The 18434-nt window shown below is 70.1% G+C and carries 14 protein-coding genes; 7 read left to right on the forward strand and 7 right to left on the reverse strand.

Annotated elements, in window-relative coordinates; translation table 11 throughout:
• Positions 1–3: 3 nt before the first annotated feature.
• Positions 4–576, reverse strand: a complete 573-nt coding sequence (locus tag ACFYZ8_RS00145; protein ID WP_388542269.1) for a GNAT family N-acetyltransferase — start codon at positions 574–576, stop codon at positions 4–6.
• 270 nt (positions 577–846) lie between these two features.
• Here ACFYZ8_RS00145 and secA point away from each other — a divergent pair, with 270 nt between their 5' ends.
• Positions 847–3687 carry a preprotein translocase subunit SecA gene (secA, locus tag ACFYZ8_RS00150; protein ID WP_388542267.1) on the forward strand — a complete coding sequence of 947 codons (2841 nt, stop codon included), beginning with the start codon at positions 847–849 and terminating at the stop codon, positions 3685–3687.
• Between the two features lie 83 nt (positions 3688–3770).
• Here the strand turns inward: secA and ACFYZ8_RS00155 are convergent, their stop codons facing one another.
• Positions 3771–4634: an Rv3235 family protein gene (locus ACFYZ8_RS00155; protein WP_388542266.1), complete on the reverse strand. Its 864-nt coding sequence runs from the start codon at positions 4632–4634 to the stop codon at positions 3771–3773.
• Between the two features lie 309 nt (positions 4635–4943).
• Here ACFYZ8_RS00155 and ACFYZ8_RS00160 point away from each other — a divergent pair, with 309 nt between their 5' ends.
• Together ACFYZ8_RS00160 and ACFYZ8_RS00165 are read left to right on the forward strand one after the other, a co-directional pair.
• Complete coding sequence (locus ACFYZ8_RS00160; protein WP_388542264.1) at positions 4944–5459, forward strand: DUF6912 family protein; 516 nt, start codon at positions 4944–4946, stop codon at positions 5457–5459.
• 89 nt (positions 5460–5548) lie between these two features.
• On the forward strand, positions 5549–6214 hold the full coding sequence (locus ACFYZ8_RS00165) for an HAD family hydrolase (RefSeq protein ID WP_359030591.1): 666 nt from the start codon (positions 5549–5551) through the stop codon (positions 6212–6214).
• 48 nt (positions 6215–6262) lie between these two features.
• Here ACFYZ8_RS00165 and ACFYZ8_RS00170 read toward each other — a convergent pair whose 3' ends face one another.
• On the reverse strand, positions 6263–6829 hold the full coding sequence (locus ACFYZ8_RS00170; protein WP_359030590.1) for a DJ-1/PfpI family protein: 567 nt from the start codon (positions 6827–6829) through the stop codon (positions 6263–6265).
• A gap of 516 nt (positions 6830–7345) precedes the next feature.
• Here ACFYZ8_RS00170 and ACFYZ8_RS00175 point away from each other — a divergent pair.
• Positions 7346–12298, forward strand: coding sequence for an NAD-glutamate dehydrogenase (locus tag ACFYZ8_RS00175; RefSeq protein ID WP_388542262.1), 4953 nt, complete (start codon positions 7346–7348; stop codon positions 12296–12298).
• Positions 12299–12388: 90 nt separating this feature from the next.
• On the opposite strand, the gene ACFYZ8_RS00180 is transcribed toward ACFYZ8_RS00175, so the two are convergent.
• A complete protein-coding gene (locus ACFYZ8_RS00180) occupies positions 12389–13210 on the reverse strand; it encodes an ABC transporter ATP-binding protein (RefSeq protein WP_359030588.1) in 822 nt (273 codons plus the stop codon).
• Positions 13203–14120 (reverse strand): ABC transporter permease, encoded by a 918-nt coding sequence (locus tag ACFYZ8_RS00185; RefSeq protein WP_359030587.1) that lies wholly within the window; start codon positions 14118–14120, stop codon positions 13203–13205. Before ACFYZ8_RS00185 ends, ACFYZ8_RS00180 begins: the two co-directional genes overlap by 8 nt.
• Positions 14121–14432: 312 nt before the next feature.
• On the opposite strand from ACFYZ8_RS00185, the gene ACFYZ8_RS00190 reads away from it, so the two are divergent.
• Positions 14433–15071 (forward strand): TetR/AcrR family transcriptional regulator, encoded by a 639-nt coding sequence (locus ACFYZ8_RS00190; RefSeq protein WP_359030586.1) that lies wholly within the window; start codon positions 14433–14435, stop codon positions 15069–15071.
• A 103-nt stretch (positions 15072–15174) separates the two neighbouring features.
• Here ACFYZ8_RS00190 and ACFYZ8_RS00195 read toward each other — a convergent pair whose 3' ends face one another.
• Together ACFYZ8_RS00195 and ACFYZ8_RS00200 are read right to left on the reverse strand one after the other, a co-directional pair.
• Positions 15175–16107, reverse strand: coding sequence for an ADP-ribosylglycohydrolase family protein (locus ACFYZ8_RS00195; RefSeq protein ID WP_388542260.1), 933 nt, complete (start codon positions 16105–16107; stop codon positions 15175–15177).
• A gap of 187 nt (positions 16108–16294) precedes the next feature.
• Positions 16295–16708, reverse strand: a complete 414-nt coding sequence (locus tag ACFYZ8_RS00200; RefSeq protein ID WP_037711420.1) for an organic hydroperoxide resistance protein — start codon at positions 16706–16708, stop codon at positions 16295–16297.
• A gap of 122 nt (positions 16709–16830) precedes the next feature.
• On the opposite strand from ACFYZ8_RS00200, the gene ACFYZ8_RS00205 reads away from it, so the two are divergent.
• Positions 16831–17358, forward strand: a complete 528-nt coding sequence (locus ACFYZ8_RS00205; RefSeq protein WP_388542258.1) for a MarR family winged helix-turn-helix transcriptional regulator — start codon at positions 16831–16833, stop codon at positions 17356–17358.
• A 79-nt stretch (positions 17359–17437) separates the two neighbouring features.
• Positions 17438–18418, forward strand: coding sequence for a UDP-glucose 4-epimerase GalE (gene galE, locus ACFYZ8_RS00210; RefSeq protein ID WP_388542256.1), 981 nt, complete (start codon positions 17438–17440; stop codon positions 18416–18418).
• Positions 18419–18434: the final 16 nt, after the last annotated feature.

The following is an 18434-nucleotide window of genomic DNA, read 5'->3' on the forward strand; positions in this document are numbered from 1 at the left end:
GATCTACCGGGGGGCTGGGACGTACTGCGTCGTCGACGGCAGCCCGAGGTCCGAGGGCAGCAGCGCGCCCACCCAGCAGTCCCGTCGTACGCCCTGGTGGGCGAGGCCGGAGCGCAGGACGCCCTCGATGACGTACCCGGCGCGCTCCGCCACCGCGCGCGAGGGCTGGTTGCCCACTTCCGCGCGCCATTCCACGCGGTCGACCGCCAGCTCGGTGAAGGCCCAGCGGGAGACGGCGAGCACGGCCTCGGTGACGTAGCCGCGGCCACGGTGCTCCTTGGTGGCCCAGTAGCCGATCTCCGCCATGCCGGGTGAGCGCATCGTCAGACCCAGCATGCCCACCAGGTCCTCCCCTTCGGGGAGGAAGAGGCCCCAGGTGAACATCGTGCCGTTCGCCCAGCCCTCCGGGGCCAGCCGCTCGGTGAAGCTCTGGGCGTGCTCGATCAGGTACGGCGAGGGGATCGTGGTCCAGCGCAGGATGTCGGGGTCCTGCACGGCCGCGAGGACGGTCTCGGTGTCCTGCGGGGTGGGCGCGCGCAGCAGGAGACGGTCCGTGGTCAGTGCGACGGGTTCCATCAGCCGATTCTGCTCAGGTGTTCGGGAAGACGCCATCGATTTCGCCGTGTGTGAGCGGGCGATCACAATTCGCGCAATTCGTGAGCGCGGCGCGGCACCAACGGCGTTCCCCGTCCGTTGTCCCCTTTGAAGCAGTTTTGAAGGAGCGGACAGTCGGCGTACCCGGCAGGCCTCCCGACGCGGCGGGGTCCTCGCATACGATGGCCGTTGCTCAGCAAGTCAAATGGAAACCGACCGTCCCAGGCCCGACCGGCAAGGAGACCAACCCCCGTGTCCGTCCTCTCGAAGATCATGCGTGCAGGCGAAGGCAAGATCCTGCGCAAGCTGCACCGCATCGCGGACCAGGTCAACTCCATCGAAGAGGACTTCATCGACCTCTCCGACGCCGAGCTGCGGGCCCTCACCGAGGAGTACAAGCAGCGCTACGCCGACGGTGAGAGCCTGGACGACCTGATGCCCGAGGCGTTCGCCACCGTACGCGAGGCCGCGAAGCGCGCGCTGGGCCAGCGCCACTACGACGTGCAGATCATGGGCGGCGCCGCCCTCCACCTCGGCTACGTGGCCGAGATGAAGACCGGTGAGGGCAAGACGCTCGTCGGCACGCTGCCGGCGTACCTGAACGCGCTGTCCGGCAAGGGCGTCCACCTCATCACGGTCAACGACTACCTGGCCGAGCGCGACTCCGAGATGATGGGCCGCGTCCACAAGTTCCTGGGCCTCGAGGTCGGTTGCATCCTCGCCAACATGACGCCGGCCCAGCGTCGCGAGCAGTACAACTGCGACATCACCTACGGCACGAACAACGAGTTCGGCTTCGACTACCTGCGCGACAACATGGCGTGGTCCAAGGACGAACTCGTCCAGCGCGGCCACAACTTCGCCATCGTCGACGAGGTCGACTCCATCCTGGTCGACGAGGCCCGTACGCCGCTGATCATCTCCGGCCCGGCCGACCAGGCCACCAAGTGGTACGGCGACTTCGCCAAGCTGGTCACCCGCCTGAAGAAGGGCGAGGCCGGCAACCCGCTCAAGGGCATCGAGGAGACCGGCGACTACGAGGTCGACGAGAAGAAGCGCACGGTCGCCATCCACGAGTCCGGTGTCAGCAAGGTCGAGGACTGGCTGGGCATCGACAACCTCTACGAGTCGGTGAACACCCCTCTGGTGGGCTACCTGAACAACGCCATCAAGGCGAAGGAGCTCTTCAAGAAGGACAAGGACTACGTCGTCATGGACGGCGAAGTCATGATCGTCGACGAGCACACCGGCCGTATCCTCGCCGGCCGCCGCTACAACGAGGGCATGCACCAGGCGATCGAGGCGAAGGAAGGGGTGGACATCAAGGACGAGAACCAGACGCTCGCCACGATCACCCTGCAGAACTTCTTCCGCCTGTACAAGCGCCACGACCACAACGGCAAGGAACAGCCGGGCCTCTGCGGCATGACCGGTACGGCCATGACCGAGGCCGCCGAGTTCCACCAGATCTACAAGCTCGGCGTGGTGCCGATCCCGACGAACAGGCCGATGATCCGCAAGGACCAGTCGGACCTGATCTACCGCACCGAGGTCGCGAAGTTCGAGGCGGTCGTCGACGACATCGTCGAGAAGCACGAGAAGGGCCAGCCGATCCTCGTCGGCACGACCTCGGTCGAGAAGTCCGAGTACCTCTCGCAGCAGCTGAGCAAGCGCGGCGTGCAGCACGAGGTGCTGAACGCCAAGCAGCACGACCGAGAGGCGATCATCGTCGCCCAGGCCGGCCGCAAGGGTGCCGTCACCGTCGCCACCAACATGGCCGGCCGTGGTACCGACATCAAGCTCGGCGGCAACCCCGAGGACCTCGCCGAGGCGGAGCTGCGCCAGCGCGGCCTCGACCCCGAGGAGCACATCGAGGAGTGGGCCGCCGCTCTCCCGGCCGCCCTGGAGAAGGCCGAGCGGGCGGTCAAGGCGGAGTTCGAGGAGGTCAAGCAGCTCGGCGGCCTGTACGTCCTCGGCACCGAGCGGCACGAGTCCCGCCGTATCGACAACCAGCTGCGCGGTCGCTCCGGCCGTCAGGGCGACCCCGGTGAGTCCCGCTTCTACCTCTCGCTGGGCGACGACCTGATGCGGCTGTTCAAGGCCCAGATGGTCGAGCGCGTGATGTCGATGGCGAACGTCCCGGACGACGTCCCGATCGAGAACAAGATGGTCACGCGCGCGATCGCGTCCGCGCAGTCGCAGGTCGAGCAGCAGAACTTCGAGACCCGTAAGAACGTCCTGAAGTACGACGAGGTCCTCAACCGCCAGCGCGAGGTCATCTACGGCGAGCGGCGCCGCGTCCTGGAGGGCGAGGACCTCCAGGAGCAGATCGTGCACTTCATGGACGACACCATCGACGCGTACGTCGCGGCGGAGACCGCCGAGGGCTTCGCGGAGGACTGGGACCTCGACCGGCTGTGGGGCGCGTTCAAGCAGCTCTACCCGGTGAAGATCACCGTCGAGGAGCTGGAGGACGCGGCCGGCGACCGCGCGGGTCTGACCGCCGAGTACATCTCCGAGTCCATCAAGGACGACATCCACGAGCAGTACGAGGCGCGTGAGGCGCAGCTCGGCTCCGAGATCATGCGTGAGCTGGAGCGCCGGGTCGTGCTGTCGGTCCTGGACCGCAAGTGGCGCGAGCACCTCTACGAGATGGACTACCTCCAGGAGGGCATCGGCCTGCGCGCGATGGCGCAGAAGGACCCGCTGGTCGAGTACCAGCGCGAGGGCTTCGACATGTTCACCGCCATGATGGAGGGCATCAAGGAGGAGTCCGTCGGCTACCTGTTCAACCTGGAGGTCCAGGTCGAGCAGCAGGTCGAGGAGGTCCCGGTCGAGGACGAGAAGCCGTCCCTCGCCAAGCAGGACTCCGTTCCGGCGCAGGCCGGCTCGCGTCCCGAGATCCGGGCGAAGGGGCTTGACGCCCCGCAGCGCCGGGACCTGCACTTCTCCGCGCCGACCGTGGACGGCGAGGGCGGTGTCATCGAGGGCGAGTTCACCGACGACGGCGAGCCCGTGCGTTCCGAGGCGGACGGCCTCACGCGCGCGGAGCGGCGCAAGCAGTCCCGTGCTCGGGGGCGGCGCAAGAAGTAGTCCCTGTGAGCCAGGAAGGGCCGGTCACCCCTGGGTGGCCGGCCCTTCGGCGTGCGAGGGACGCGCGGGCTTCCGCGGGCCTGTCAGTCGTCGTCCGGCCGGGGAGCCCGGGGGCCGCCCAGTTCGACCGCGGTGCAGCGCCAGCGGAGGTCCTTGCCCTGTTCCAGGCGGAAGGCCATGGCACGCAGCTGGTCGCCGGCACCGATGCGGGCGAAGGCCTCCACGGCGCCCTCGCGGGGGACGTAGTAGCCGATGTCCCGGACGACGGGACGGGCGCCGCGGGTGCGCAGGGGGCCGCGCTCGGCGAGCCAGGCCAGCTCGTCGTAGCCACGGCCCGCGGTGTGCCGGAGCATCGAGTGGACGGGGCGCTGGCCGCTCAGGACCGCGAGGAGGAGGTCGGCGAAGAGATCGGTTGGGCGCGGCTGTGGGACGGGCCGGGCCAGCGGGCGGCGCGGGGTCTGGGGCGGGACGACGGCCGGGGTGGCTGTGCCGCGGACTGTGCTGCCTGAGGCGGGCGCGTAGGGCCTGGTGGTGGTTCCGTCGGAGAGTGCCGCTGCGGCGCGGGTGAGGGCGGCGGTGTGTGTCGCCGTGGGGGTGCTGCGCGGGGCAGTGGCCGGGGTCTCGGCGGTGATGCTGGCAGCGGCCGGGGTCTCGGGCGTGATGCTGCTCGTGCCGGTCGCCGTATCGCCGGCCATCGTGCCGCGCCGTGTGGCTCCGGTGGTCGTCCCGGTCCGGCCCGGTCCGGCTTGCGGACGGCCGTTGGCGGGGCCCGTACCGGCGCGGGGGCCGTGGCCGGAGGAGCCCGGTGGGCGGCCGTCGCCCGGGGCCGTGCGGGAGGTGGTGCCGCCAGGTGTGCGGGGCGGTGTGCCGCCCGGGCGGCGGGAGTCGCGGCGGGCCGGCGGGCGGGTGCCGGGGTGGTGCTGGCCCCTGGTCATGACCTTGTTCATGGGATCCCCGTTCTGCGGGCCCGGGAAGTACCGGGCAGTAACTTCTGGTTGGGGATCTTGTACGGGGCCGCGGACCGCGGCGGCAAGGAAGCGGAAGGCCGGGTCGGCCCGGCCGGAATGTTCACCTATCAGGGTGACCGGAGAGGGTGAAAGGCCGGTGGCGCCAAGGGCAGGGAGGGTGAATTCCGGGCCCGGGGTGGACGCCTGCCGAGGTCTGGGCGGGGACTCGAAAGGGGACGCCCGCACGTATCCTGAAGGCCGTCGCGGAGCCCCTCCGATGATGTTCTCCGACCACGAAAGCGGCCAGTCATGCGCGTCTACGTCCCCCTGACCCTCTCCGGGCTCGCCGAGGCGTACAAGACGGGTGAGCTGGGGGCCGGACCGCTCCTCGCCTACGCCGTCACGCCCGGCCTGCGTGAGTGGTACCTCTCCGACGACATCGAGGAGCTGGAGTACGCGGCGCTGAACCGGGCCGCGCTGGCCTCGCTGCGACTGCTCGCCGCGGACGCGGGGGCGGTGCGGCGCCGGGTCGTGGTGGCCGTCGACGTGGCCGACGGAGCGGCGGTCGCCGATCCCGACCGGGCGCTGGACCCCGCCGCCCTCGGTGAGGTGCGGGTGGCCGGGACGGTGAGGCTGGCCAAGGCGGCCGCGGTGCACGTCGACTCGGACGACGCGGTGGAGGACGTCACCGCCGCCGTGGACGCGCTGGAGGCGGCGGACGCCGGGGACGACGACGCGCAGTTCGTCGTGGACGGGGCCGAGGACCACGAGCTGCTGTGGTACGCGACGCAGGAGATCCCGAACCTGGTCGGGTTGGGCGGCTGAGCCCGATGTCCCGTCGTGCCGGGCCGCGGTTTTACCCGCTGTGACCTGCCCGCCTCCTGATTGTCAGTGGGGGCGGGTACGTTTTTGGCATGGGGAAGCTGACAGGGGCGCACATCGTCTGGGACTGGAACGGCACGCTGTTCCACGACAACGAAGCGATCATCGGGGCGACGAACGCGGCGTTCGGCGAGCTGGGGCTCGCGCCGATCACGTTGGAGCAGTACCGGGCGCTGTACTGCGTGCCGGTGCCGAAGTTCTACGAGCGACTGCTCGGCCGGCTGCCCACCGACGCGGAGTGGGAGGTCATGGACGAGACCTTCCACCGGTACTACGCCGAGCACCGGGTGGGGTGCGGGCTCACCGACGGCGCGGTCGAACTGCTCATGGGGTGGCGGTCGGCCGGGCGCAGCCAGTCGATCCTCAGCATGTACGTGCATGACGAACTGGTGCCGTTGGTGCGGGGATTCGGGATCGAGTCGCACTTCCTGAGGGTGGACGGGCGGACCGGACCCTCCGGGGGCAGCAAGGCGGAGCACATGGAGCGGCATCTCGCCGCGCTGGCGGGAGTGGAGGCGGCGCGGACCGTGGTGATCGGGGACGCCGCGGACGACGCGGTGGCCGCGATGCGGGTGGGGGCGCGGGCCGTGCTCTACACCGGGGGGTCGCACAGCCGCGCCAGCCTCGAGGGGGTGGGAGTGCCCGTGGTGGACACCTTGGCGGAGGCGGTCGCGGAGGCCGAGCGCATAGCGGCGTGACCGTTCGCGTCGGTTCCGCGACCACGACGGCATGCGGCACCCCGTCGGCTAGGTCACCGGTGCCTTCGCCCGGAGCACCTCCAGGAACTCCCGCATCCAGGCCGGGTGGTCCGGCCAGGCGCGGGAGGAGACCAGGGTGCCGTCGACGACCACCTCGGCGTCCTGGAAGGCCGCGCCGGCGGACTGCATGTCGGGCTCCAGGGCCGGATAGGCGGTGACGCGGCGGCCGCGGAGGCTGTCGATGGCGGCGGTGAGCAGGGGGCCGTGGCAGATCTGGGCGACCGGCTTGTCCGCGTCGAAGAAGGACTTGAGGATCTTGCGGAGCTCGGGGTCGTTGCGCAGGTACTCGGGGGCGCGGCCGCCGGGGATGACGAGAGCGGCGTACTGGCCGGCGTCGACCTCGGCGAAGGCCAGGTCGGCGGGCCAGGTGTAGCCGGGCTTCTCGGTGTAGGTGTCGAAGCCGGGTTCGAAGTCGTGGACGACGAACCGGAGCTGCTTGCGGGCGGGGGCGGCGATGTGGACGTCGTAGCCCTCCTCGCGGAGGCGCTGGTAGGGGTACAGGACCTCCAGTGACTCTGCTGCGTCACCGGTGACGATGAGGATTTTTGCGGTCATGTCGGCAAAGTGCACCGGCGGGGCGCGCTTGCCAAGGGGGCGCGCGAAAGGGAGGGGGAGAAGGTCATGGTCTGGATGCGGCGCAGGCACTGTGCAGAGTGTCAAAGTTCCACCCCTGGTTTTGTACACATACGGCTCATGACGACCCCCCTGTGATGAGCGATAGCCTTGGTGGCGTGATCAGCGCGATAGTTCGCGGGGGCGCTGTGGCCCCCGCCTCGCGCCCGGTACGCACGGAACACCTCCGTGGCCGGGCGGCGGCCGCTGGTCCTCGCGGGCGGGACGGGGCCGTAGGGGCCCTCATGACGCCGAGTACACCCTCGTCAGCGGCGCGGCAGAGAGCAGCGTCACACCCGACGGGCGTGTCGAGAATGGCTGATATACCCCCGCTCTTCTCACCTTGCGGCATAGCGTCGGAGCAGACCGGAGACCCCGGGCCGTGGCGTCGAGCCGCAGGGGAAGAAGCCGAACTTCCTTCTACGTCACGCAACGGCGCGCGACAGGAGTCAGAGGACAATGCAGACCAAGCTGGACGAAGCCAAGGCCGAGCTGCTCGAGAGGGCCGCACGGGTAGCTGAGAACAGCCCGGCCGGGGGGCACCTACCGACTGGGACGACAGACGAGGACACCTTCCGCACGCCGGACACCCCGGACAGCGAGACCGTGCTCGCGTTCCTCCAGCGCTACTACCTGCACACGGCCCCGGAAGACCTCGCCGACCGCGACCCGATCGACGTCTACGGAGCCGCTCTCTCCCACTTCCGGCTGGGCGAGACGCGCCCGCAGGGCACGGCCAACGTGCGGGTGCACACGCCCACGGTGGAGGAGAACGGCTGGACGTGCACCCACTCCGTCGTCGAGGTCGTCACCGACGACATGCCCTTCCTCGTCGACTCCGTCACCAACGAGCTGACCCGCCAGGGGCGCGGCATCCATGTCGTCATCCACCCCCAGGTCGTCGTCCGCCGCGACCTCACCGGCAAGCTGATCGAGATCCTCACCGCCCCGCCGTCCGCCCGTGACCTCCCGCACGACGCGCACACCGAGTCCTGGATCCACGTCGAGATCGACCGCGAGACCGACCGCGGCGACCTGAAGCAGATCACCGCCGACCTGCTGCGCGTCCTGTCCGACGTCCGGGAGGCCGTCGAGGACTGGGAGAAGATGCGGGACACGGCCCTGCGCATGGCCGACGAACTGCCCGCCGAGCCCGTCGCCACCGATCTGCGCGGCATGGAGATCGATGAGGCCCGCGAGCTGCTGCGCTGGCTGGCCGACGACCACTTCACCTTCCTCGGCTACCGCGAGTACCAGCTCAGGCCGGACGACTCCCTCGCCGCCGTCCCCGGCACCGGCCTCGGCATCCTGCGCTCCGACCCGCACCACGCGGGCGAGGAGGGCCACCCGGTCAGCCCGTCCTTCGAGCGGCTGCCCGCCGACGCGCGCGCGAAGGCACGTGAGCACAAGCTGCTCGTGCTGACCAAGGCCAACAGCCGGGCGACCGTGCACAGGCCGTCGTACCTCGACTACATCGGGGTCAAGAAGTTCGACGCGGACGGCAATGTCGTCGGCGAGCGGCGTTTCCTCGGACTGTTCTCCTCCGCCGCCTACACCGAGTCGGTGCGCCGGGTTCCGGTCATTCGGCGCAAGGTGGACGAGGTGCTCGAAAGGGCCGGTTTCTCGCCCAACAGCCATGACGGCCGCGACCTGCTCCAGATCCTGGAGACCTACCCGCGCGACGAGCTCTTCCAGACCCCGGCCGACGAGCTGGAGTCCATCGCCACCTCCGTCCTGTACCTCCAGGAGCGGCGCCGGCTGCGCCTCTACCTGCGCCAGGACGAGTACGGCCGCTACTACTCGGCCCTCGTCTACCTGCCCCGCGACCGCTACACCACCGGTGTCCGCCTCAGGATCATCGACATCCTGAAGGAGGAGCTCGGCGGCATCAGCGTCGACTTCACCGCCTGGAACACCGAGTCGATCCTGTCCCGGCTGCACTTCGTGGTCCGCGTCCCCCAGGGCACCGAGCTGCCGCAGCTCAGCGACGGCGACAAGGAGCGCATCGAGACCCGCCTGGTCGAGGCCGCCCGCTCCTGGGCCGACGGCTGGGCCGAGGCCCTCAACGCCGAGCTCGGCGAGGAGCGCGCCGCCGAACTGTCGCGCCGCTACGGCAACGCCTTCCCCGAGGGCTACAAGGCCGACCACACCCCGCGCTCCGCGGTCGCCGACCTCGTCCACCTGGAGCGGCTCACCGAGGAGAACTCCTTCGCGCTCAGCCTCTACGAGCCGGTGGGCGCCGCCCCCGAGGAGCGCCGCTTCAAGATCTACCGCAAGGGCGACGCGATCTCCCTGTCCGCCGTCCTGCCGGTCCTCAACCGGCTCGGCGTCGAGGTCATGGACGAGCGCCCCTACGAACTGCGCTGCTCGGACCGCAGCATCGCCTGGATCTACGACTTCGGCCTGCGCATGCCCAAGTCGCAGAACGGCGGCGGCGACTACCTGGGCGACGACGGCCGCGAGCGCTTCCAGGAGGCCTTCGCCGCCACCTGGACCGGCAAGGCGGAGAACGACGGCTTCAACGCCCTGGTGCTGAGCGCAGGCCTGAACTGGCGTCAGGCGATGGTCCTGCGGGCGTACGCCAAGTACCTGCGCCAGGCGGGCTCCACGTTCTCGCAGGACTACATGGAGGACACCCTCCGCAACAACGTCCACACCACCCGGCTGCTCGTCTCCCTGTTCGAGGCGCGGATGTCGCCGGACCGCCAGCGTGCCGGGCACGAACTCGTCGACGCCCTCCTGGAGGAGCTCGACGCGGCCCTCGACCAGGTGGCCTCACTGGACGAGGACAGGATCCTCCGGTCCTTCCTGACCGTCATCAAGGCGACCCTGCGCACCAACTTCTTCCAGGAGGCCGCCGGCGGCAAGCCGCACGACTACGTCTCCATGAAGTTCGACCCGCAGGCCATCCCCGACCTCCCGGCCCCGCGCCCGGCGTTCGAGATCTGGGTGTACTCGCCGCGCGTCGAGGGCGTGCACCTGCGCTTCGGCAAGGTCGCGCGCGGGGGCCTGCGCTGGTCCGACCGGCGTGAGGACTTCCGCACCGAGATCCTCGGCCTGGTCAAGGCGCAGATGGTCAAGAACACCGTCATCGTGCCGGTCGGCGCCAAGGGCGGCTTCGTCGCCAAGCAGCTGCCCGACCCGAGCGTGGACCGGGACGCCTGGCTGGCCGAGGGCATCGCCAGCTACAAGATGTTCATCTCGGCGCTGCTCGACATCACCGACAACATGGTGGCCGGAGAGGTCGTCCCGCCCGCCGACGTCGTACGGCACGACGAGGACGACACCTACCTCGTCGTCGCCGCCGACAAGGGCACCGCGACCTTCTCGGACATCGCCAACGGGGTCGCGGAGTCGTACAACTTCTGGCTCGGTGACGCCTTCGCTTCCGGCGGCTCGGCCGGTTACGACCACAAGGGCATGGGCATCACCGCCCGCGGCGCCTGGGAGTCCGTCAAGCGGCACTTCCGCGAACTGGCCCTCGACACCCAGTCCGAGGACTTCACCGTCGTCGGCATCGGTGACATGTCCGGTGACGTGTTCGGCAACGGCATGCTGCTCAGCGAGCACATCCGCCTGGTCGCCGCCTTCGACCACCGGCACATCTTCATCGACCCCAAGCCCGACGCGGCCACCTCCTACGCCGAGCGCCGCCGCATCTTCGACCTCCCGCGCTCCAGCTGGGCCGACTACAGCACCGAGCTGATCTCCGCGGGCGGCGGCGTCTTCCCCCGTACCGCCAAGTCCATCCCGGTCAACGCCCACATCCGCGAGGCCCTCGGCATCGAGGACAAGGTCACCAAGATGACCCCGGCCGACCTGATGAAGGCGATCCTCAAGGCGCCGGTGGACCTGCTGTGGAACGGCGGCATCGGCACGTATGTGAAGGCGTCCACGGAGACCCACGCGGACGTCGGCGACAAGGCCAACGACCCGATCCGCGTCGACGGCGCCGACCTGCGCGTACGGGTCGTCGGCGAGGGCGGCAACCTGGGCCTGACCCAGCTCGGCCGGATCGAGTTCGCGCTGCGCGGCGGCAAGATCAACACCGACGCCATCGACAACAGCGCGGGCGTGGACACCTCCGACCACGAGGTGAACATCAAGATCCTGCTCAACGGCCTGGTCACCGAGGGCGACATGACGGTCAAGCAGCGCAACAAGCTGCTCGCCGAGATGACCGACGAGGTCGGCCACCTGGTCCTGCGCAACAACTACGCGCAGAACACCGCGATCGCCAACGCGCTCGCCCAGTCCAAGGACATGCTCCACGCCCAGCAGCGCTTCATGCGCCACCTGGTGCGCGAAGGCCACCTCGACCGAGCCCTGGAGTTCCTGCCCACCGACCGCCAGATCCGCGAACGCCTCGGCGCCGCGCAGGGCCTGACCAGCCCGGAGACGGCCGTCCTGCTGGCGTACACGAAGATCACGGTCGCCGAGGAGCTGCTGCACACCTCGCTCCCGGACGACCCCTATCTGCACGGCCTGCTGCACACGTACTTCCCGGCCGCGCTGCGCGAGAAGTTCCCCGAGCACATCGACAACCACCCGCTGCACCGCGAGATCACCACGACCGTCCTGGTCAACGACACGGTCAACACCGGCGGTACGACCTATCTGCACCGCCTGCGCGAGGAGACCGGCGCCTCCCTCGAGGAGATCGTCCGGGCGCAGACCGTGGCCCGCGCGATCTTCCGCTCCGGCGTGGTGTGGGACGGGGTCGAGGCGCTCGACAACCAGGTCGAGGCCGCCGTACAGACCCGGATCCGGCTGCACTCGCGCCGCCTCGTCGAGCGCGGCACCCGCTGGCTGCTCAACAACCGGCCGCAGCCGCTCCAGCTCGCCGAGACCGTCGAGTTCTTCGGCGACCGCGTCGAACAGGTGTGGTCGCAGCTGCCGAAGCTGCTGCGGGGCGCCGACCTGGAGTGGTACCAGAAGATCTACGACGAGCTGAGCGGCGCCGGCGTCCCGGACGAACTCGCCACGCGCGTGGCCGGCTTCTCCTCGGCCTTCCCGACGCTGGACATCGTCTCGGTGGCCGACCGCATGGGCCGCGACCCGATGGACGTCGCCGAGGTGTACTACGACCTCGCCGACCGCCTGCACATCACCCAGCTCATGGACCGCATCATCGAGCTGCCCCGCGCCGACCGCTGGCAGTCCATGGCCCGCGCCTCCATCCGCGAGGACCTCTACGCGGCCCACTCGGCACTGACCGCGGACGTCCTGGCCGTGGGCAACGGCACGTCCACGCCCGAGCAGCGCTTCAAGGCCTGGGAGGAGAAGAACGCCCCGATCCTGAGCCGGGCGCGCACCACCCTGGAGGAGATCCGGAGCTCGGACGCGTTCGACCTGGCCAACCTGTCGGTGGCGATGCGCACGATGAGGACGCTGCTGCGGCAGCATTCGTAAGCGTTCGTCAGCGATACGACGACGAGGGCGCCCCGGGCCATGTGGCTCGGGGCGCCCTCGGTCGTCCGGTCGTCCGTCCTGTACGGATTCTCAGGCGGCGACCTTCGGCTTCGGCTTCGCCTTGTCCGGGCCGCCCGTGAAGTCCTCGTAGGCCGCCAGGACCTCGTCGGTGGGGCCGTCCATGCGCAGTTCGCCGCGCTCCAGCCACAGCACCCGGTCGCAGGTGTCGCGGATCGACTTGTTGCTGTGGCTGACCAGGAACACCGTGCCCGCGTGCTTGCGGAGCTCCCGGATGCGGTCCTCGGAGCGCTTCTGGAAGGAACGGTCACCGGTGGCGAGCGCCTCGTCGATGAGCAGGACGTCGTGGTCCTTGGCGGCGGCGATGGAGAAACGCAGCCGGGCCGCCATGCCGGACGAGTAGGTGCGCATCGGGAGGGTGATGAAGTCACCCTTCTCGTTGATGCCGGAGAAGTCGACGATCTCCTGGTAGCGGTCCCTGACCTGCTCGCGGGACATGCCCATGGCGAGGCCGCCGAGGTAGACGTTGCGCTCGCCGGTGAGGTCGTTCATCAGGGCCGCGTTGACGCCGAGGAGGGAGGGCTGGCCGTCGGTGAAGATACGGCCGTTCTCCACCGGGAGCAGGCCCGCGACCGCCTTGAGCAGGGTCGACTTGCCGGAACCGTTAGTGCCGATCAGCCCGATCGCCTCGCCCTTGTAGGCGACGAACGACACGTTCTTGACGGCGTGCACCTTGCGCACGCCCGCCGCCTTCTCGACCTGACCCCGGCGCAGCATGCGGTTGAGGGCGGCGGTGGCGGAGCCCTTGCCCGCCCCGGTGCCGTTGACGCGGTAGACGATGTCGACGCCGTCGACGACGACGGTGGGGATCTTGTCGTTCTCGATGTCAGCCACGGCCGTACGTCTCCTCAGCCTTCCAGAAGTAGATGAAGCCGCCGACGCCGGCGACCAGCGCCCAGCCCACCGCGATCGCCCACACGTGGTGCGGGAGCTGGCTGGCGTGGAAGCTGTCGATCAGGGAGTAGCGCATCAGGTCGATGTAGACGGCGGCCGGGTTGGCCTGGAGGACGGGCACCACCCAGGACGGCCAGTCGTGGTGGCCCTTGGCCAGCTTGTCGATGCTCCACATCACGCCGGAGACGTACATCCAGGTGCGCAGCACGAACGGCATCAGCTGCGCGATGTCCGGCGTCTTGGCGCCCATCCGCGCCATGATCATCGAGACGCCCGCGTTGAAGACGGACTGCAGCACCAGCGCCGGGACCGCCAGTAGCCAGGACGCGGCGAGCGGGACACCGAAGCAGAGCAGGATCACGACCAGGGCGGCCATCGAGAACAGCAGCTGCTGGAGCTGCTGGAGCGCGAACGAGATCGGCAGCGCGGCCCGCGGGAAGTGCAGGGCGCGCACCAGGCCCAGGTTCCCGGAGATCGCGCGCGTGCCCGCCATGATCGAGCTCTGTGTGAACGTCCAGATGAACACGCCCGTGACCAGGAACGGGACGTAGTCCGGCACGTTCCTCTTGGTGCCCAGCAGCACGCCGAAGATGAAGTAGTACACCGCCGCGTTCAGCAGCGGGGTCATGACCTGCCAGACCTGGCCCAGCTTCGCCTGGCTGTACTGCGCGGTGAGCTTGGCGGTCGAGAACGCCGTGATGAAGTGCCGCCGTGCCCACAGCTGGCGGACGTACGCGGGCAGGGAGGGGCGGGCACCGCTGACCGCCAGGCCGTGCCGGGCGGCCAGGGCCGAGAGGTCGCCGTCGGCCGGAGGCGCTGTGGGGGGCGGTGTGTCGAGGACCTGGCTCACATCCGCTGCTTTCACTCGGGGGGTGGGGGTGGTGCGCGTGCGGCTGGCGCGCCCGTCATCCGACGTTTCCTTACGCGACTCTTCACGTTTTCTTACGTCGGGACGGCACCGTATCGTCGCAACGTGAGCGTAGGACGAGTGAGCGTCGGAACGCAACCGTTTCGTCGTGACGGATCGCGTCGGGACGCAACCGTTTCGTCGCGACGGATCACGTCGGGACGCGCCCGTATCGTCGTAACGCGGCGCGCCGCGACGAGACCGTCTCGTCCCGACCACCCGCGTCGGAACGGGACCGTTTCGTCGCTACGCCCTATGCTGGTCCGCATGACGACCAACGCCGACGCGCCGCAGACCCGTCCGCGCCGCCGTCCCCCGGCCGGCGCCGCCGTACTCCGCGAGGATGTGACGGAAGCCATCCGTGGCGCCGTCTTCGAGGAACTCGCGGCTGTCGGGTACGCGCGGATGTCGATAGAGGGCATCGCGCGCCGCGCGGGCGTCGGCAAGACCGCGGTCTACCGCCGCTGGCGTTCCAAGCTGCACCTTGTCCTCGACGTCGTCTCGGAGATCGCGGTGCTGGGCCTGCCGGTCCCGGACACGGGTTCGCTGGAGGACGACCTGCGGATGCTGTACGAGGTGACGTCCAGGGCGCTGCGGCACCCGGTGGCCTCGCAGATCATCCCGGACCTGCAGGCCGAGGCGGCCCGTAACCCCGAGATCGCCGAAGCCCTGCAGAACGCGTTGCAGAAGGGCCAGGAGGGCGTCGCCAGCAAGATCATCACGGCGGCGGAGCAGCGGGGGGAGCTGCGCACGGGCTTCAACGACGAACTGGCCCTCGATCTGATCTCCGGCCCCCTGTACTGGCGCTCGGTGGTGATCCGCGGCTCGAAGCTGCCGAAGGGGTATCTCGCGGCGCTGTCCCGGGCGACGACGGAGGCGCTGAAGGCGCTCTGAGCCCCGGCGGCTGTGCCCGTACCCCTGGCTGCGTCCGGCGTCCGGCGTCCGGCGTCCGGCGCTCGGCGTCCGGCGTCCGGAGGGCGTGCTGAAGGCGCGTTCGTCAGCCGGTGAGCAGACGGGTGAGGTCCGCCAGGTCGGCCGCGGTCAGTACCCGGCCGGCGAAGCCCGGGAGCGGTACGTGGAGCGGGGCCGTCCAGCGTTCCGGGATGGCCGCGACGCCGTACACCGCACCGGCCAGGCCGCCCGTCACCGCTGCCACCGTGTCCGTGTCGCCGCCCAGGTCGATCGCGGCGCGTACGGCCGTCTCGTACGAGGTGGTCGTCCGCAGCGCCCAGACGGCGGAGCCCAGGCATGGCCGTACGGCGCCGTTGAACTCCGTGGCCTGGTCCGGGTGCCAGTCGGGGGCCAGGACGGTGGTGTAGCGCGGGCGGTGGTCCGGGTGGACCGCGCCGAGGGCGGCTTCCACGGCGTCCAGCGGGTCGTTGCCGGCCAGGGCGACCCGTACGAATTCGTGGAAGACGGCCGTGCCCTCCCAGGCGGCCCGGTCGCCGTGGGTGAGGGCGGCCAGGCGGCGGGCCGCGTCCATGGTGGCGTGGCGGCCCCGCACGGCGAAGTGCACGGCGGACGGCGCCGCTCGCATCAGGGCGCCGTTTCCCGCGGCGCGTTGGTTCACCTGGAAGTGGAGAGCGGCCGCGGTGTCCCACGGGTCGCCGCTGCTGAGCACGGCCTCGGTCTGGAGGCCGATGTCCTTCGGCTCCGCCGCCGCCCACCGTTGGAACCGCCGGAAGACGTCCGGGAGTTCGAGCCGGCCGCACTCCACCAGGGACTCGGCGACCAGAACGGCCATCTGGGTGTCGTCGGTCGCCTCGCCGGGCTCCCAGCCGCCGCCCCCGCACATCTCGCCGCCGTGCCCGGGAGCCGGGAAGCGGTCCGTGAAGGCACCCTCCGGCCCGAACTCGAAGGGGGCGCCCAGCGCGTCCCCCACTGCGGAACCGATGACAGCGCCCAGGGCGCGCTCCATACGAACGACCATCCGCGCAGGTTAGCCGTGGGCCGTCGAGGTCGTCCGTGCGGGCGGGGCCCGAGTTGCCGTGGCCTCCAAGCGGGGAGCGGACAACGACCACGGGCCCCGTCCCGGAGTGAACCGGAACGAGGCCCGTGCAGGCTTCTGACAGAGCCGGGGTTGCGGAGAGGCGCGCGCCTCAGCCGTCGCGTGACCCCTACTCGATGACGAGGTCGACCTCGATGTTGCCGCGGGTGGCGTTGGAGTAGGGGCAGACCTGGTGGGCCTGCTCGACCAGCTTGCGGCCGGTCTCCGCGTCCACGGTGTCGGGGAGTTCGACGCGGAGGGCGACCTTGAGGCCGAAGCCCTCGCCCTGCTTGCCTATGCCGACCTCGGCGGTGACGGCGGCGTCGCTGACGTCCACCTTGGCCTGGCGGCCGACGAGACCGAGGGCGCTGCCGAAGCAGGCGGCGTAACCGGCGGCGAACAGCTGCTCCGGGTTGGTGCCCTGCCCGTTGCCGCCCAGCTCAGCCGGCGGGGCCAGCGCGACGTCGATCTTGCCGTCGTTCGTGTAGGCCCGGCCGTCACGGCCGTGAGTGGCGGTGGCGACAGCGGTGTAGAGCGCGTCCATCAAAGACCATCCCTCTCGAAGACTTGTTCCGGCGGCTCTGTCGCGGCCGCCTCACGACGACAAGTAGAGCACACAATTCAATTGCACACAACTAAATGGCTCGCAAGAGCTATCCTGGACGCATGGACACGTCCCCGACCTCGACACCCACGGCCGCCACATCCCCGACCGCCACCGACTGGCTCCGCCTCGACCAGCAGATCTGCTTCTCCCTGAACGCGGCCTCCCGCGCCTTCGGCAGCGTCTACCGCGTGATCCTGAAGGATCTGGGGATCACCTACCCGCAGTACCTGGTGATGCTCCTTCTGTGGGAACACGGCGAGCTGCCCGTCAAGAAGCTCGGCGAGCACCTGCGGCTCGACTCGGGCACCCTGTCCCCGCTCCTCAAACGACTGGAGACGGCGGGCCTGGTCCGGCGCGAGCGCAGTGCCCGCGACGAGCGCTCGGTGGAGGTGCGGCTCACCGAGCAGGGCGTCGCCCTGCGCGAGCGCGCGGAACAGGTGCCTCGCCGGATCGTCCAGGCGACCAGCTTCGACCTGGACGAGATCCGTGACCTGCGGCTCCGTCTCGACCGGCTGACCTCGTCACTGGACGCCGCCGTGCACGCCGAACTGCCCGACGAGGCCGACCGAGGGCTGGTCCAGGACTGACGCTCACCGCGCTGTCGACGGCACCGGCCTGGTTCACTGATACGCGGACACGGGTCAACCGAAGAGGGGACGGCCGTACATGACCTGGCTGATCACCGGAGGCGCCGGCTACATCGGGGCGCACGTCGTGAGGGCGATGACCGAGGCGGGCGAGCAGGCGGTCGTGTACGACGACCTGTCCACCGGTGTCGCCGAGCGCGTGCCGGCCGGCGTGCCACTGGTGACGGGGTCCACGCTGGACGCCGAGCGGGTCGCGCACACCCTGGCGGACCACGAGGTCACCGGGGTGGTCCATCTCGCGGCGAAGAAGCAGGTCGGCGAGTCGGTGAACCTGCCGCTGCACTACTACCGGGAGAACGTCGAGGGCCTGCGCGTCCTCCTGGAGGCGGTGACGGCGGCCGGGGTCCCCTCCTTCGTCTTCTCGTCCTCGGCGGCGGTGTACGGCATGCCGGACGTGCCGCTGGTGACGGAGCGGACCCCCTGCGCACCGATGTCCCCGTACGGCGAGACCAAGCTGGCCGGCGAGTGGCTGGTCCGTGCCACGGGCCGCGCGACCGGCCTGGCCACGGCCTGCCTGCGCTACTTCAACGTGGCGGGCGCGGCGAGCCCCGAGCTGGCCGACACGGGCGTCTTCAACATCGTCCCGATGGTCTTCGAGAAGCTCACGCAGGACGCGGCCCCGCGCATCTTCGGCGACGACTACGACACCCCCGACGGCACCTGCGTCCGCGACTACATCCACGTCGCCGACCTGGCGGAGGCCCACGTGGCCGCCGCCCGCACCCTGCAGGCCTCCCCGGGGCGCGGCCTCACCGTCAACATCGGCCGCGGCGAGGGCGTCTCCGTGCGCGAGATGATCGACCACATCAACGCCATCACCGGTTACGACCGCCCCCCGACGGTCACTCCCCGCCGCCCCGGAGACCCGGCCCGGGTCGTGGCCTCGGCCGACCTGGCGGCCACGGAACTCGGCTGGAAGGCCAAGCACGACGTCCAGGACATGATCGCGTCGGCCTGGGAGGGCTGGATCCGGCTGCACCCGGAGGCGGCTCGGGGCTAGGACAGGCCCTGGCGGC

This window comes from Streptomyces sp. NPDC001668 (assembly GCF_042893155.1).
GTDB lineage: Bacteria > Actinomycetota > Actinomycetes > Streptomycetales > Streptomycetaceae > Streptomyces.

What these genes read in the sequence shown, in the direction of transcription:
- ACFYZ8_RS00170 (WP_359030590.1), bottom strand. Translation starts at nt 6,829, where the DNA reads ATGACCGCAAAAATCCTCATCGTCACCGGTGACGCAGCAGAGTCACTG.
- ACFYZ8_RS00155 (WP_388542266.1), bottom strand. Translation starts at nt 4,634, where the DNA reads ATGAACAAGGTCATGACCAGGGGCCAGCACCACCCCGGCACCCGCCCG.
- ACFYZ8_RS00195 (WP_388542260.1), bottom strand. Translation starts at nt 16,107, where the DNA reads ATGGTCGTTCGTATGGAGCGCGCCCTGGGCGCTGTCATCGGTTCCGCA.
- galE (WP_388542256.1), top strand. Translation starts at nt 17,438, where the DNA reads ATGACCTGGCTGATCACCGGAGGCGCCGGCTACATCGGGGCGCACGTC.
- ACFYZ8_RS00160 (WP_388542264.1), top strand. Translation starts at nt 4,944, where the DNA reads ATGCGCGTCTACGTCCCCCTGACCCTCTCCGGGCTCGCCGAGGCGTAC.
- ACFYZ8_RS00200 (WP_037711420.1), bottom strand. Translation starts at nt 16,708, where the DNA reads ATGGACGCGCTCTACACCGCTGTCGCCACCGCCACTCACGGCCGTGAC.
- ACFYZ8_RS00145 (WP_388542269.1), bottom strand. Translation starts at nt 576, where the DNA reads ATGGAACCCGTCGCACTGACCACGGACCGTCTCCTGCTGCGCGCGCCC.
- ACFYZ8_RS00205 (WP_388542258.1), top strand. Translation starts at nt 16,831, where the DNA reads ATGGACACGTCCCCGACCTCGACACCCACGGCCGCCACATCCCCGACC.
- ACFYZ8_RS00165 (WP_359030591.1), top strand. Translation starts at nt 5,549, where the DNA reads ATGGGGAAGCTGACAGGGGCGCACATCGTCTGGGACTGGAACGGCACG.
- ACFYZ8_RS00175 (WP_388542262.1), top strand. Translation starts at nt 7,346, where the DNA reads ATGCAGACCAAGCTGGACGAAGCCAAGGCCGAGCTGCTCGAGAGGGCC.
- ACFYZ8_RS00190 (WP_359030586.1), top strand. Translation starts at nt 14,433, where the DNA reads ATGCTGGTCCGCATGACGACCAACGCCGACGCGCCGCAGACCCGTCCG.